14 protein-coding genes are annotated in these 15,199 nt (G+C 39.9%); 3 read left to right on the forward strand and 11 right to left on the reverse strand.

The annotated features are described in order from the left end of the window. Positions 1-57: 57 nt before the first annotated feature. The 8 genes from INF28_RS04015 to mtrB form a co-directional block, all read right to left on the reverse strand. On the reverse strand, positions 58-318 hold the full coding sequence (locus INF28_RS04015; RefSeq protein WP_226392187.1) for an HPr family phosphocarrier protein: 261 nt from the start codon (positions 316-318) through the stop codon (positions 58-60). A 239-nt stretch (positions 319-557) separates the two neighbouring features. Continuing rightward, complete coding sequence (locus INF28_RS04020; protein ID WP_226392188.1) at positions 558-1,049, reverse strand: peptidylprolyl isomerase; 492 nt, start codon at positions 1,047-1,049, stop codon at positions 558-560. Then, complete coding sequence (locus tag INF28_RS04025; protein WP_226392189.1) at positions 1,042-2,157, reverse strand: peptidylprolyl isomerase; 1,116 nt, start codon at positions 2,155-2,157, stop codon at positions 1,042-1,044. The genes INF28_RS04020 and INF28_RS04025 overlap by 8 nt, the downstream gene beginning before the upstream one ends. Before the next feature lie 179 nt (positions 2,158-2,336). Then, the gene (locus tag INF28_RS04030; RefSeq protein ID WP_226392190.1) at positions 2,337-3,890 is read right to left on the reverse strand and encodes a ClC family H(+)/Cl(-) exchange transporter; all 1,554 of its coding nucleotides are present in this window, start codon (positions 3,888-3,890) and stop codon (positions 2,337-2,339) included. A gap of 102 nt (positions 3,891-3,992) precedes the next feature. After that, a complete protein-coding gene (locus tag INF28_RS04035; protein WP_226392191.1) occupies positions 3,993-4,520 on the reverse strand; it encodes a CDP-alcohol phosphatidyltransferase family protein in 528 nt (175 codons plus the stop codon). After that, positions 4,517-4,936: an acyl-CoA thioesterase gene (locus tag INF28_RS04040; RefSeq protein WP_226392192.1), complete on the reverse strand. Its 420-nt coding sequence runs from the start codon at positions 4,934-4,936 to the stop codon at positions 4,517-4,519. The genes INF28_RS04035 and INF28_RS04040 overlap by 4 nt, the downstream gene beginning before the upstream one ends. A gap of 32 nt (positions 4,937-4,968) precedes the next feature. Beyond that, on the reverse strand, positions 4,969-6,729 hold the full coding sequence (gene pyk, locus INF28_RS04045) for a pyruvate kinase (protein ID WP_226392193.1): 1,761 nt from the start codon (positions 6,727-6,729) through the stop codon (positions 4,969-4,971). 25 nt (positions 6,730-6,754) lie between these two features. Further along, positions 6,755-6,982, reverse strand: coding sequence for a trp RNA-binding attenuation protein MtrB (mtrB, locus tag INF28_RS04050; RefSeq protein WP_226392194.1), 228 nt, complete (start codon positions 6,980-6,982; stop codon positions 6,755-6,757). 248 nt (positions 6,983-7,230) lie between these two features. Here mtrB and INF28_RS04055 point away from each other — a divergent pair, with 248 nt between their 5' ends. The 3 genes from INF28_RS04055 to malQ all read left to right on the forward strand — a co-directional run bounded on the left by INF28_RS04055 (position 7,231) and on the right by malQ (position 11,636). Beyond that, complete coding sequence (locus INF28_RS04055) at positions 7,231-8,295, forward strand: branched-chain amino acid aminotransferase (protein ID WP_226392195.1); 1,065 nt, start codon at positions 7,231-7,233, stop codon at positions 8,293-8,295. A 119-nt stretch (positions 8,296-8,414) separates the two neighbouring features. After that, positions 8,415-10,133 (forward strand): ABC transporter ATP-binding protein, encoded by a 1,719-nt coding sequence (locus tag INF28_RS04060; RefSeq protein WP_226392196.1) that lies wholly within the window; start codon positions 8,415-8,417, stop codon positions 10,131-10,133. A gap of 24 nt (positions 10,134-10,157) precedes the next feature. Beyond that, positions 10,158-11,636 (forward strand): 4-alpha-glucanotransferase, encoded by a 1,479-nt coding sequence (gene malQ / locus INF28_RS04065; RefSeq protein ID WP_226392197.1) that lies wholly within the window; start codon positions 10,158-10,160, stop codon positions 11,634-11,636. A 40-nt stretch (positions 11,637-11,676) separates the two neighbouring features. On the opposite strand, the gene INF28_RS04070 is transcribed toward malQ, so the two are convergent. The 3 genes from INF28_RS04070 to dnaX form a co-directional block, all read right to left on the reverse strand. After that, positions 11,677-13,110, reverse strand: a complete 1,434-nt coding sequence (locus tag INF28_RS04070) for a transglutaminase domain-containing protein (protein ID WP_226392198.1) — start codon at positions 13,108-13,110, stop codon at positions 11,677-11,679. Between the two features lie 65 nt (positions 13,111-13,175). Next, a complete protein-coding gene (locus INF28_RS04075; protein ID WP_226392199.1) occupies positions 13,176-13,520 on the reverse strand; it encodes a YbaB/EbfC family nucleoid-associated protein in 345 nt (114 codons plus the stop codon). Between the two features lie 17 nt (positions 13,521-13,537). Next, positions 13,538-15,181: a DNA polymerase III subunit gamma/tau gene (gene dnaX / locus INF28_RS04080; RefSeq protein ID WP_226392200.1), complete on the reverse strand. Its 1,644-nt coding sequence runs from the start codon at positions 15,179-15,181 to the stop codon at positions 13,538-13,540. Positions 15,182-15,199: the final 18 nt, after the last annotated feature.

Here is a 15,199-nt window from a genome sequence, read left to right on the forward strand (position 1 = left end):
TTTCACCATCCAGCGAAAAAACAGTCTGCTCTACCTTATCCTGATTTATAAAACGGTTTATGCAAAATTAGAAGAAATCAGTTCCACTAAATCTGTAACTGCATCTTCTTCATCGCTTCCTTCAGCGACAATCGTAATATTCAATCCTTTTGTAATTCCCAGCGAAAGAACTCCCAGTAAACTTTTTGCATTTACCCGGCGATTGTCCTTTTCAACCCAAATACTGGATTTATACTCATTTGCTTTTTGTATAAAAAAGGTTGCAGGCCTTGCATGCAGACCTACCTGATTTTGAACAACGACTTCTTTCATATACATAATACCGCTCCTTTAATTACGAAAATATTGTGCAAACAAGCTAAGATTATAATACTAAAAAATGAACAATAAGTCAAGAGTTTTTCTGTATTTTTAATAAAAAAATAAGTTTTTTTTGGTCATAATAAACAAAGCTGTCCAAGCTAACAAATAATTAAGTTGAATACAGAAGGAATTTGTATATATTGTCTGAAATACGTTTACATCTTAAACTTGTCAAATAAACTGTTCATAAAGCTTTACAAAACAGTCATGCGTTTAATTTTAATATCTTCTACCGGGGTACCGCCTTCCGGACCGATTCGTTTCACAGAAAGAAAACTATCAACCGTTTCCATGCCTTTGGTCACACGGCCAAAGGCAGCATATTGTCCGTCTAGAAAGCTTGCATCATCATAACAAATGAAAAACTGACTGCTGGCAGAATCCGGATGGGAAGAACGCGCCATAGAAATAACTCCTCTTTGGTGGGACAGGGTATTTTGTGGAAACCCGTTTGCGGAAAATTCTCCAGGAATATTCTTGCCACTTCCTCCCATTCCGTTTCCCATGGGATCGCCGCCCTGTGCCATAAATCCATCAATGACTCGATGAAAAGTTAAACCATCATAGAAACCTTGCCTGACAAGTTTTTCAAAATTAGCCGCTGTTTCAGGGGCATATTCTGGCAAAAGCTCAATCTGAAAAGTATCGCCGTTTTCCATCTCAACTTGAATGATAGTATTATTCATTTGTATTTCCTCCATTTTGATCAGTTGCGGGTTGTTGCGTACTGGATGTGGATGCGCTGCTTTGCTCCTGCAGCTTTTTCTGCGCATTCTCTGCTGACTGGACTATATTTTCTACTGAAATATCTTTCAAAACACTATCGTTTTGCGTAATATCAGCATTTTCCTTCCAATATGCCTGTAGCTCAGCTGTACCAATTAAACGTTTGATCACATGATATCCATATTCGCTTTCTACTACATCACTGATTTGATCATAATCCAGCGCAAAAGCCGCATCTTCAAATTCTTTGACCATCTCACCGGGCCCGAAGGTATATCCAGCTTCTGTTTCTCCTGTATCTTCGTTAAACTCTTGCATAAGCTGGTAAAAATCCTCTCCGGCTTTTGCCCGTTCCAATACTTCATTAATAGCAGCTTTAGGATCCGCCTGTTTTTGGCTATCGTTCATAATCAAAATATGTTGTACAGTCACTTTATCGTTACTTTTATATTTTTTCAGCATCTCTTTATCTGTGATATATTTATCGGGATTTTTTTGAATATCATCTTGCACCTTTTGTACTAACATCATACGGCTATACAGTTTTTTATAATCATCTGCGGAAGAAATTGCCATTGCATTTGCTGTTAACTTAAATTGTTCTTCTCCGCTCTGTTCAATAAAGCTGTCCACGGCCTGATCATATTGAGCCTGCTCGTCTGCAGAAATTTCTACTCCGTTTTGTTTTCCCTGTTGGGTTGTTAAAATCTCTGCAATGGCGTTATTAAGCGCTTCGTCTTTAACATCTTCTGCAAGTGTTTTTCCTGTGTCGGTTTTTTGACTCCAATCAATGGAAGAGAAATCACCGGTAAATCCGCTGTCTAAATTATACGCTTTCATCATTGCTGTATTATAAATATAATATTGGAATTCGCTGACAGTAAGAACTTCTCCGTTTATCTTTGCGACTTCAGCGGAAGACGAAGATATGCCAGAGTTCTGTAATGTATCATTATTGTCCGAAGTAGATTGTCCATCTGTTTTTTGACCGCATGAAGTTAAAAACATAGAACATAAAAGCAACATTGCCAAAACCGTAAAAACATGTTTTTTTAGCTTTTTATTCATAGTAATCTCCTATCCGCCGGAAAATTCCGGCTTTTATGATACCATTTTCTTTTATAATACGTGATTTTTAACCGCGCATTTTATTATTATATCCAAAAAAAACAAAAAAGTCAACCAATATTTATCAATGATTTGAAAGGACGCTTTTTGTTGTTTAAGAAAATAAACGCTTCTCCGTTTCAAGAATGTAGCATCAGTTGATTGGCCATTTTCTGTCGGCAGATATCCTCTTCCTTTCCACTGCATAGAATGGTAATAATATCACCAGCTTCTATTTGCAAGCTGCCTTTTGGAATAATTTCACAGCCATTTCGTAAAACACTGACAGCAAGGCAGTGATATGGCCATTGAAGTTCCTTCACTGTTTTTCCTTCTGCAAAACTACCTGCTTCTACTGTAAATTCCAGAAAAATTTTTTCCTGAGCAAGTTGGTATTTTTTTGGTTTGGAAGAAATAAGGTTTTCCAAAAGGGATTCATAAATTGGTTTAGAGCGCAGAAAATCTGCGGTCAAATATGCAAATAATGCTACCAGGGCCATTGAAAGTGTTTGGTTCATAGAACCCGACATTTCAATTATCAAAACAATACCAGTAGCAGGCGCACGTACAATGCCGGTAAACATTCCAACCATTCCCAAAAACAAAAACAATGATAGACAGTCGGGAGCCAAAGAAAAGAAAGATATTGCCCCCAAGCCGAATAAGGTCCCTGCCAAACTTCCAAGCACAAGTAAGGGAAAGAAAATACCGCCAGGAGCCCCACTGCCGAAACTAATCATGGAAAATACAAATTTAGCAGCCAGGAGTATCAACAAATAGGAAACTGTCAGGTCCTTTTCCAGAAGTAAGGTTACAATTTTATGCCCACCGCCAAGAATATCTGGGCACAGCATTGCGGCAAATCCCGCAGCGATAAATGGCAAAATCATTACAAAAGGCCGCTTTATAAAGGTGATTTTTGAGTACAGATGTTGGGTAAATAACAAAGTGTGATTGTATAAACAGCCGCAAATGCCCAATAAAACTCCCAAAAGGGGTAATAGGAAATAAAATCGAAGAGGCAAAGCAGTTATGGATGGTGCTCCAAAAACAGCGGTCAACCCAAAGAATTTTTTGCTTATCAAATCTGCAGTTATTGCTGACACCATGGCAGGAAGAAAAACATGCAAAGAAAAATTCCGGTGCAGTTCTTCCAAAGCAAATAAAACACCGGCAAATGGTGCGTTGAATGCAGCAGCCAAACCTGCACTGGCGCCGCAAGTTATGAGATAACGGGATTCTGTTTCGTCACGATGAAGACTTTGCGCCAGTCCTTCACCCACAGCGGCTCCTAACTGGATGGACGGACCTTCTCGCCCAAGAGACAGACCTGCTCCGATAGCAGCCGCACCGCCGAAAACCTTTCCTAAAATAACTTTCCACCAGGAAGAAAAAAATTTACCCTGTATTCTTCCTTCTACTTGGGGAATACCGCTTCCTTTAATTGCAGGGATATATTGGGTTAAATAACCGATAAGGATACCCATAACTATTAGTACACAAAAGGCCAAAATGATTTTCCATGGATCTCCGAAAACAGATGCATAAAGTTTACCCGAAAAATTTTCAGCCCAACTGAGCAAAAGACGATAAAGAGAAACTAGAATACCTCCCGCAGCGCCTATAATGAGGCTTTGCCATAATACTCGATATTTCAATGGTTTTAAAAAGTGATATTCTTTATTCTTGTCCAACTTTTTCTCCTCCTATCGCGATAGGTTGTCGTCAAAAAACCATTTGGCCGCAATAAAAGCCGCCAAATGGCATAAAACAACATCTGCTGAATTTACAGCAATTTAGGATATACGTTTTTCATCATAATGCCTGATGGTATCTACCAGATATGCTCCGGCAGAATAAAGCATAGAAATAATCAAAATGACAAGGAATGCCATTGTCCAACCCTGCGGAATATTTCGCCATAAAATCATAATAAATATGGTAGCGTAAAAAATAACAGTGGCGGCTTTTCCATACCAGTTTGAGTGTACAACAATTTTTTTCAAATATAAAATACCGCCGATAATAATCATTGCGGCTTCTTTACAAATAACAATAGCAATGATCCACACCGGAAGAATTTCAGCCAAAGCAAGACAGACAATCGCAGTAATCTGCATCAGCTTATCAACAAATGGATCATAAATTTTTCCAAAATTTGTTATCATATGAAACCGACGGGCAATATAACCATCAATAACGTCGGTTACACCAGATAAAATAAATACCACAGCTGCAAGCGGTAAATTTTTAGTGCCTAAAACAAGGTAGGCAAAAATCGGTACCAAAACCAATCGGGCGGTTGTGAGAATATTAGGTATCATTCGTGATCACCCCGTAGCTTTTCTAAAACTCTGTAAATATCAGGGTAGTGTTTTTTTAAATTAACTGGTTTGAATTCCGGCGTTGTAAATCCATGCGTCGTGTATCCTTCTGCAAGAAGCAGCTCATCAGAGACGCGAATAATTTGATAAGAGAATTGACATTTTGCGGCTCCTAGCGTATCTAGAGAAACAGCAACCCATACTTCATCTCCATATTGTGCACCGTGCAAAAATTTACAATAGCAGTCAACAAGGGGCAAAAGTATCCCCTGGCTTTCTATTTGAGCGTAGGACATTCCGGTAGATTTAAAAAACTCAGTTCTTCCTACTTCAAACCAAGGAAAATACCTGGAATGATGTACCACACCCATTCTATCCGTTTCACAATAGCGAACCTGAATTTTTGTTCTGAACATATGCATTATCCTTCCATGTCTGAAAAGCAGTTTTAAAGAATTTTTGCTACACCACTGTACACCTGTCCCCGAACACCGTCAATCGTAATAACTGTGCCGTTTTTTAAAATTTCCGTTGCTCCAGCTGCCCCGCATATGACTGGAATATCCAAGGTCATACCCACTACAGCCGCATGGGAGGACAATCCTGGTTTTTCGGTAATAATTGCTGATGCTTTACGCAAAATACCTATGATATCATTGCTGGTTTCGGGAATTACTAAAATATCCCCGTCATCAAAATTTTTTAAAGCTTCTGCTGTGTTTTTCGCAACGCAAACCGTGCCGCATACCGATTTCGGAGAAGCGCTTGTACCACTAAGCAAAACATCGCCCACCAGCTGTACTTTAAGAATATTGGTTGTCCCGCTGACGCCTACAGGAGCGCCGCCGGTGATAACCACAATATCTCCTTTTTCGATTAGGGAAGTTTGTTTCAATGCGCGATCAACAGCATGCTCAAACAGCGCATCAGACGTTTTCTTCATTTCGGTACGGATAGGGGTTACTCCCCAGGAAAGTGCAAGCTGACGGTAAACCCGTTCATTCATACATCCGGCAATAATGGGACAATTCGGCCGAAAACCGGAAATAACACGCGGTGTAAATCCGGATTTACTAACTGTAATAATTGCTGCTGCCCCCAAATCATGTGCCGTAGTACAAGCGGAGTGACTGATCGCATTTGTCACATCCATACCAGAATCCAAATGCCGTTCATCAAAACGTTTTACATAGTTGATATCTTCTTCCGCTTTGATACAAATCTGTGCCATACTTTTTAAAGCACGTACCGGATATTCACCAACTGCTGTTTCGCCAGACAGCATTACCGCAGAAGTCCCATCATAAACCGCATTGGCAACATCAGAAGCTTCCGCTCGAGTCGGTCTTGGATTATGGGTCATTGATTCCAGCATTTGAGTAGCAGTAATCACTCGACGGCCGGAGCGGTAACATTTTTCAATAATTTCCTTTTGAATGGAGGGTAACTCTTCGAAGGGAATTTCAACACCCATATCGCCGCGGGCAATCATAATACCTTCACATACACGAATAATATGATCGACATTATCTACACCTTGACGGTTTTCTATTTTTGCAATAATCTGAATATCTTCACCATGATTTTGCTCTAAAACCCTTTTAATTTCTAGCACATCAAAAGCGCTGCGCACAAAAGAAGCCGCGATATAGTCAAATCCCTGTTCAATACCGAATCGAATATCATCAATATCCTTCTGACTCATATAATCCATGGTCAGATTCACATCGGGAACATTGATGCTTTTATGATTGCTGACCGGGCCATCATTTAACACTTCACATACAATATCATCACCAGAAATATTGTTAACCGCCATTTCGATAAGGCCATCGTCAATTAATATACGGGTCCCTCTTTCTACATCCTTCGCAAGACCCGGATACGTAATCTGTGTAATTTCAGCGTTACCTTCTATGGCTTTTGGAGTCAAAGTAAAGTTCTGTCCTTTTTTTAATTCAACACGTCCTTCTGTAAAACATCCAGTACGGATTTCAGGCCCTTTGGTGTCCAGCAAAAGCGGTATGGGAAGCCCAAGCTCTTCGCGCATTTCTTTGACCATATTGATCCTTTTTAAATGTTCTTCGTAGGTACCGTGTGAAAAATTCACCCTTGCAGTATTCATACCACCCAGCATTAGTTCCTTCAGCACCTGCGGATCATCCGTAGCAGGACCCAGGGTGCAAATTATTTTGGTTTTTCTTTTCACGCAAACTCCTCCTGCTGTATTTCTTCTATTCACCAATTGGGATAGTGCCCATTTTTGTATAAATTATAGCTTTTCCGCGGACTTTTATCGCAGATGTATTCTCTGTAAATTGAGCAATATAGGCCTCGCCTTTGTCAAGTTTTTCGGTATGATGAAACCTAGTGTCCTTCCCACGGGTCAACCCAATAATTGTGACGCCATCTTCCTTTGCAACAACAGCAATATAATCACTGATTACCGCATTTTCGTCCATTGTGTTATCCTCCCTGTTTTTACATAATTATCTGCCATATTGCATTATATATATATATATGGAAAAAGTCAAGCAGATTTCAAAAATCCTTGATTTAGATAATCATACTTATTTAAAAAATAAATAAAAAAATAATTATAAAATATAAATTTTATCAAGTTTTTATATTGAATTTTCGATTCGGCTATGCTATACTGTATAAGTTATAAAAAAATTGTGACGAAAAACAGGAAAGAAGGTTGAATAAGGTGAATATCAGCATAACAAAAACAACCACGCCAAAAGCGAAGCCGACTATGGATAACCTTCCCTTTGGCAAATATTTTTCCGATCACATGTTTGTGATGGATTACGCGGAAGGCAAAGGGTGGTATGATCCCCGAATTGTTCCGTATGGACCTTTGGAACTGGAACCATCGGCTATGGTATTCCATTATGCGCAGGAGATTTTTGAAGGCTTAAAAGCATATAAATCAAAAGATGGACACGTTCGACTGTTTCGTCCCTATAAAAATTTTGAGCGTATGAACGTTTCTGCTGAACGTCTGGCTATACCGGCTTTGGATGTTGATTTTTGTGTTGATGCCCTCAAACAGCTGGTGGAGCTTGACCGTGACTGGATTCCTGAGCAGGAAGGTGCTTCCCTTTATATCCGTCCATTTATCATTGCTACGGATGAGTACTTGGGAGTACGTCCCTCTGATACATACAAGTTCCTGATCATCTGCTCGCCCAGTGGTTTATATTATCCAGAAGGACTTGATCCGGTAAAAATATACGTAGAGGATAAGTATGTACGCACAGTCCGTGGTGCTACCGGATTTACCAAAACAGGCGGTAACTATGCAAGCAGTATCAAAGCACAGGTTATTGCGCATGAGCGCGGTTATTCCCAGGTTCTTTGGCTGGATGGTGTAGAACAAAAGTATGTGGAAGAAGTCGGATCTATGAATATTTTCTTCAAAATTGACGGGGAAGTTGTGACACCTATGCTGAACGGAAGTATTTTAAGCGGCATTACCCGTATGTCCACCATTGAGCTTTTGAAAAAATGGGGTGTCCCGGTTTCGGAACGCCGTATTTCCATTCAGGAAATATTTGATGCGTATCAGGCAGGAAAACTTGAAGAATGCTTTGGTACGGGGACCGCAGCAATTATTTCTCCTGTTGGAGAATTGCGTTGGGAAGACCATGTTATGACCATTAATGACAATCAAATTGGTGAAATTACACAGCGCGTCTTTGATACCATCACTGGTATTCAAACAGGAACCATGCCAGATGAAATGAACTGGGTTGTTACGGTTGATTAATAACTTTTTTAAAAAAATGAATTTATCGCAGCCTGTTTTTTGCAGGCTGCATTTTCTTATTGTACAGAAAATAAAATATAACATAGTTTCTGCTTACATGGATTACGAAAGGAGCAGTTATGAAAACTTTTTTTGGAATTTTTAAGATGACAGCAAAATATACTTGGTGCTTTGTCATCGTAGGCATCTGTATGTTGGTACAGATTATTTCTCAGGTGTCTGCCCCGAATTTAATTGGTGAATTTTTAAATTTAGTAGAAGATAAAATTCCCAATCTAATACAAGAATCTTTAAAAATTGGCGGACTGCTTCTTTTGGTCGCTTTTCTTCAGGCGCTAACCCAAGGTTTGCGTTCCTATTTTTCGCATGTTGCGGCATGGTGCAGTATCCGTGATATTCGTATTCGTCTTTTTGACCATATACAGCGATTATCCATGGGCTTTTTTCAGGACAAACAAACGGGCCAGCTAATGAGCAGAATTTTATCAGATACAAATGTATTAGAACTTTTAATTGCACATGCAGGGCCAGAAGTGATTTTAGATATTTTACTGTTTACGGTAATTATGATCATTTTATTTATTCAAAATGTTTTGCTTGCACTTACTGCCATGCTGGTGATTCCGATGATATTGGCAGCTACATTTTATTTTGCAAAACGTGTTCGGCCTCAGTTTAAAGCTGCGCATCAAAAAACAGCCGAATTGATGGGGATTATTCAGGATGATCTTTCCGGGATTAAAGAAATTACCGTTTTTAATAAACAGGATTATGAACAGGAAAGAGTAAAAGATGTTTCAGAGACGTTTACCCGACTCAACTTGAGTGCATTAAAAAAAAGTGCTATTTTTCATCCGATGATTGGATTTTTTAACCAATTTGGTATTGCCTTAGTAATCACAGCAGGGGGTATACTAGCCGCTTCTAATGGAATCCGATCTTCTGAAATTGTAAAATTTGTACTTTATTTAAACATGCTTTATACACCCATCAGTGCTTTTGCAAGAATCAGCGAAGATCTGCAAAATGCCTTGGCTGCTGGGGAGCGGGTCCTTGAGCTGTTTGACACCAAGTCACAGGTACAGGAAAAAGAAAACGCGGTTGATATTTCTAATGTAAAAGGAGAAATTATCTTTCAAGATGTATGTTTTGCATATGAAAAGGACAATACTGTTTTAAAGAATATCAATCTTCATATTGCCCCTGGCGAAAAGATTGCATTAATTGGTGCTACCGGTGGGGGAAAAACAACCATAGCCAGTTTGATTGCCCGCTTTTATGATCCCTCCAGCGGAAGAATCACTTTGGACGGCCATGATTTAAAGGATTTGACACTGCATTCTTTGCGGGAAAATATTAGTATTGTCCTACAGGATGTATTTTTGTTTCATGGAACAGTGGCAGAAAATATTGCATATGGCGTGGATTCTCCTACTCATGAAGACATTGTGCGTGCAGCTAAAATTGCAAATGCACATCATTTCATTATTGAAATGCCGCAGGGATATGATACAATTATTGGAGAGAGAGGCCTAAAACTTTCCGGCGGACAAAAACAAAGGCTGTCTATTGCACGGGCTGTGCTTCGCAATAAACCGGTTTTAATTTTAGATGAAGCCACTTCCGCCGTAGATAATACCACAGAGAAATTGATCCATAACGCAATTGAAAATGTGATTCAAAACAGGACAACAATCATTATTGCACACCGTCTTTCCACCATACGCAACTGCGACAAAATTGTTGTAATTGAGAATGGAGAAATTGCTGAAGCAGGTACGCACGAAGAATTGTTGTCCAATCCAAACGGTATTTATACAAAATTAAATCGGGCATAAATGACATAAAAGGAGGCTGAATTTATGCATCGTGGAAGCGGGATATTATTTCATATCTCTTCCCTTCCTTCCCCTTTTGGTATCGGAACCATGGGAAAAGAAGCGTATCTTTTTGTAGATTTTTTGAAAAAATCAGGAATGAAATACTGGCAAATACTTCCTATTGGTCCAACTGGTTACGGTGATTCTCCTTATCAATCTTTTTCTGCGTTTGCTGGGAATCCTTATTTTATAGATCTGGATCGCTTAACGGAAGAAGGCTCTCTCAGCAAGTCGGATTATGCAGGATTGAATTGGGGCTCAGATCCAGAACACATAGATTATTCCCTGCTTTTTACGCAGCGATTCCAAGTGCTGAAACTAGCTTGGAAAAGAGATCAAGAACGATTGCGTGAAAAAATAGAATCTTTTAAATCTGCAAATGCGTTTTGGCTTACTGACTACGCAATGTATATGGCATTTAAAGGAAAAAATGGCCAAAACTCGTATCAAAAATGGGAAAAAGATCTGAAATGCAGGCAGACTGACGCACTTGCTTCCGCCTCTTTTCTTTTGAAAGATGAAATGGAATTTTGGATCTATGTTCAATATCAGTTTTTTCGCCAGTGGAATGCCTTAAAATCATATGCTGGTCAAAATGGTATTCAAATCATAGGGGATATACCAATTTATGTTGCGGAAGACAGTGCAGATACCTGGGCTCACAGTGAAATTTTCCAATTAGATGAAAACCGGGTGCCTCGATGCGTAGCCGGTTGTCCTCCGGATTATTTCTCTGTAAAAGGACAGCTTTGGGGGAACCCTCTGTATGACTGGAACGCATTGAAAAAAACGAATTATGCATGGTGGATCGCACGGATTCGTTTCGCTTTATCTGTTTATGATATCGTACGCATTGATCATTTCCGCGCTTTTTCAGCATATTATTCGATTCCCTACGGGCGCACGGATGCAATAAAGGGCAAATGGGTTAAAGGCCCAGGCAATGATTTTTTTCAAGCAGTAAAAAATGTGCTTGGCGATCCGTTGCCAATTATAGCAGAAGATTTAGGAACGTTAGATGACGGAGTAAAAAATTTACTGAAAGAAACTGGGTTTCCGGGTATGCGAGTAGTGCAGTTTGGAATGCATCCAGGTGAAAACAGTGAATATCTACCCCATAATTACAGTAAAAATACGGTCGCGTATATTGGAACGCATGATAATGACACTTTACGCGGCTGGTTGGAAAAAGAACCAGTTGAAATACAAAATTTTGCCAGGGAATATATGCGGTCTGATACTGTATTTCCACAATGGGGATTTATTCAAACGATGCTGGCTTCTCCAGCTGATGTAGTGATTTTTACTATGCAAGACTTATTGGCGTTGGGCAGTGATGCACGGATTAATACCCCTTCCACGCTAAACGGAAACTGGCAATGGCGCATTAAGGACATGAAAGCTTTCGACCAAAAACTTGCACAACATCTTTTGCATTTGTGTCAGTTATACAGCCGTTAACATCTTTAGAAAAAAGCGTACGGAGCACCCGCACGCTTTTTTAGTTTATCGAATAATCTTTTTCAGCAACAGGAAAATAGGGATAAAGATACCACTGATGATCTTGAGCTAAAGTATCATCTCCAATTAAAAAATAATCATAAAGAAGCATCGGCATTATACTCACCGGATCATCCCAGGTCACATCTACATTGTACCATGTGCCGTCTATATTGACTTTATTCCATGCATGCTCCTGCCCCCCGGCGGTTCCGCTGATCAATCTGCATTCGATGCCGCCCAGATAGCACAGCAGCTGAAACGCTTCACTATATCCTTCACATACAGCGCTGCCGTCTATCAAGGCACCTGCCGCCATATGACTTCGCTCACCGGTGTCTTCGTAACTATTAAAGCGGATTAAATAGTCGTGAAATGCCTTTACTTTATCATATGAGCTCATACCATCGGAAACGCACATTTCTACTATTCTTTGGGCTGCTGCTAGTGATTCAAAGTTTTCTGCAGAAAGAGTCTCCCGCCGACCTTCTAAATAAGCTATGATTTCTGCAGAATCTTGATAAGAGACTATGATTTCTGCGGTCCCACTTCCCTCGGCGTAATTTATAGTAAGTCCATTTGCTTCTGGAAAAGCTCCTGCTTCTAAAGCATCAAAAAGAATTTGCACGCAGTTTGTTTCCTGATTGGTAGGTGTCAGTAGGAAAACAGTGCTTTCTTGATTCTGTGTTGCAGAATAAAATTCACGAATCATTGTGTCGCCATCGCGAACCTGAATCACACATCTATCAACATTCGCTTGAGAATCCTCAGAATTCTCAAGCGGAACTGGCAGTGCGGAATAGCTTAAACTTCCTTGACTTTCCAGTTTTTGATATAAAGTCATAGATGAGCCTTTTAAGAAACAATCCAAAGCGTTTGCACAGATGAAAGCGATATCCCCTCGCATAAATTCACCATCATAATATATTAAACCGGCTTTTTCAGCTGTAGCATATGGATTTTCCCAGTCAACATCTTCATAGTCTAATGCTCGAAGAACCAAGGTAAGAAATTGGTTTAAACTGATTGGTTCTTCTGTTCCAAATAACTCGTTTGAAACACCATTAGAAAGGCCATAGTAATAGGCGTAGCCGATATACGGCGATGCCCAATCAGAATCTAAAAAGGGATGTGCGTATGCATTTTCTAATGATTCCTGTTCTCCACCTAGCAGACGGACAAGCATAGTGATGGCCTGACCGCGTGTTGGGGTTTCGGTTAGAGCAAAATCCGGCATGCCATTGGGTAAAAGTCCAACTCCTTGAAATAGACCAAGGCTATAAAGATATACCGCTGCGTTCACAGCGTCTTCTTCATAGGAATATGTAGGTGAAAAGGCTGAAACAGGAAGTAAAGTTTGAAGCAGTCCGGAAATAAGAACAGAGCATAAAAACATCAATACTTTTTTATATCGTAGTAATATTTTTGATTGCATATCAGTTCTCCTTTCTTACTTGTTAGGAAAATAAGCCTGAAAGAACAAGCTTTCAGGCTTATATACTAAAACAAACCAGGAATATTCAACCCACCGGTAAGTTGGCCCATTTGGGCAGAACTATCCGCTTCCATTTTTCTCAGGCCTTCATTAACGGCAGCAACAATTAAATCCTGAAGCATTTCAATATCATCCGGATCTACGACCTCTGGTTTTAAAGTGATCTCCTGTATTTCACGCTTGCCGGATACCACTACCTGAACAGCGCCACCACCTGCAGTTGCTGTATAGGTCTTAGCTTCTATTTCTTCCTGCATTTTCATCATCTGTTCCTGCATTTTTTGTGCTTGCTTAATCATTTGATTCATATTTCCGCCGCCCATACCGCGCGGAAAACCACTCTTTGCCATTTCTTTCTCTCCTTTTATCATTCATTTTTAATAATATGCAATTTATCCCCCAGTAATTCTTTTTTTTCTGCTAAATCAAGAATACTGTTTTCTTTTTTTTGTTCCAGTTTCCGCTGTCCTTCAAGGTAAGCCGCGACCTTGACATTTTTGCCGCAAATACCCGAAAACAATTTGCTTAGATAAACTAATCCTTCTGGTTTAGCTATCCGGTCATATGCCACAGGGTTGGTCAGTTCTAATTCAACCGTGTCGCCCCGCAAGAAAGCCTTACTGTTATAGAGAAATGCAAACAAAGATTTACTTTCTTTCTTAATTTCCTGCAATGCATCCTGCCAATATTCCCACAATTCCGCCCGCTGTCCTTCCTGCGCAGATTCCTCTTCGGGCTTTATTGCTGCAGAAGGGTTTGGCTTTTCTGTTTCTTTCCAGGGTGGATGGTCTTCTTTACTATTTTTCTCTGCAGCTCTCTGTTTTGACATTTCCTGTACAGCAAATCCGCCACCCATAGCGGCAATTCTTTCTAATTTTTCAATCCGGGCCAATAATGCATCTGGTTCGTTATTTAAGCTGGGGGTACATAATTTAATCACTGCTGTTTCCACGGCGATCTGCGGCATAGACATCCATTTTGCCTGTAGAAGATTTTCACTCAATACCCGAATGGCATAAATAAGTTGACCAGACATAAATTTTTCTGCTTGATTCTGAAATCTTTGTATCATTTCATTAGAGCGTTCTAAGATTTTTGAAGGTTCTTTCACAGATTTGCAAATCAAAAGGTTTTTAAAATGTTCAATTAATTCTTCCAGTAAATTCTGTGCTTCTTTACCTTTCTGTAAAAAACTATCAACTCGAAGGAGTGCTTCTTCGGTATTTTCATCAGCAATGGCGTTTGTGATCTCAAACAACGATTTTGGATCCGCAATCCCCACAATTTCAGTTACATTTTCTACAGTTAAATTTTCCAAGCCAAAAGCGGCACATTGATCCAGAATACTAAGAGCATCCCTCATGGAACCATCGCCCAATTCTGCAATCAATTCTATTGCTTCAGAAGAGACTGCAATCGATTCCGCTTTTATAATTTCATCCAGTCGCCGGGCTATATCCCCGACGCCAATTCTTCTAAAATCAAAACGCTGACATCGGGACAAAACGGTAGCCGGAATTTTATGCGGTTCAGTGGTTGCCAACACAAAAAGCGTATGTTCCGGCGGTTCCTCTAGTGTTTTTAGCAAAGCGTTAAATGCCTCGGCAGTCAGCATATGCACTTCATCAATAATATACACCTTATACGTACACCCAGCGGGGGTATACATGATTTCGTCTCTGATTTCCCGTATATTTTCTACTCCACGGTTGCTTGCAGCATCCATTTCATATACATCTAATATTGCGCCGGATAAAATTCCGCGACAAGACGCACATTGATTGCACGGTTCTCCATTTTGAGGATTTTCGCAATTAACGGCTCTAGAAAATATCTTTGCAGTGGATGTTTTTCCTGTTCCACGTGTTCCGCAAAATAAATATGCATGAGAAATTCTTCCAGAGGCTACTGCTGTTTTCAGCGTATCCGTCACATGTTTTTGTCCTACTACATCATCAAAAGTCATAGGCCGCCATCTACGGTATAACGCCTGATAAGATTCTTCAGACATATTCATTCACATCCTCTC

It is taken from the genome of Ructibacterium gallinarum (assembly GCF_014982785.1).
Lineage (GTDB): Bacteria > Bacillota > Clostridia > Monoglobales > Monoglobaceae > Ructibacterium > Ructibacterium gallinarum.

Excerpts from the sequence above, each read along its gene's own strand:
- dnaX (WP_226392200.1), bottom strand. The coding sequence starts at position 15,181 with ATGTCTGAAGAATCTTATCAGGCGTTATACCGTAGATGGCGGCCTATG.
- INF28_RS04035 (WP_226392191.1), bottom strand. The coding sequence starts at position 4,520 with ATGATACCTAATATTCTCACAACCGCCCGATTGGTTTTGGTACCGATT.
- mtrB (WP_226392194.1), bottom strand. The coding sequence starts at position 6,982 with ATGGACGAAAATGCGGTAATCAGTGATTATATTGCTGTTGTTGCAAAG.
- INF28_RS04070 (WP_226392198.1), bottom strand. The coding sequence starts at position 13,110 with ATGCAATCAAAAATATTACTACGATATAAAAAAGTATTGATGTTTTTA.
- INF28_RS04040 (WP_226392192.1), bottom strand. The coding sequence starts at position 4,936 with ATGTTCAGAACAAAAATTCAGGTTCGCTATTGTGAAACGGATAGAATG.
- malQ (WP_226392197.1), top strand. The coding sequence starts at position 10,158 with ATGCATCGTGGAAGCGGGATATTATTTCATATCTCTTCCCTTCCTTCC.
- INF28_RS04020 (WP_226392188.1), bottom strand. The coding sequence starts at position 1,049 with ATGAATAATACTATCATTCAAGTTGAGATGGAAAACGGCGATACTTTT.
- INF28_RS04075 (WP_226392199.1), bottom strand. The coding sequence starts at position 13,520 with ATGGCAAAGAGTGGTTTTCCGCGCGGTATGGGCGGCGGAAATATGAAT.
- INF28_RS04060 (WP_226392196.1), top strand. The coding sequence starts at position 8,415 with ATGAAAACTTTTTTTGGAATTTTTAAGATGACAGCAAAATATACTTGG.
- INF28_RS04015 (WP_226392187.1), bottom strand. The coding sequence starts at position 318 with ATGTATATGAAAGAAGTCGTTGTTCAAAATCAGGTAGGTCTGCATGCA.
- INF28_RS04025 (WP_226392189.1), bottom strand. The coding sequence starts at position 2,157 with ATGAATAAAAAGCTAAAAAAACATGTTTTTACGGTTTTGGCAATGTTG.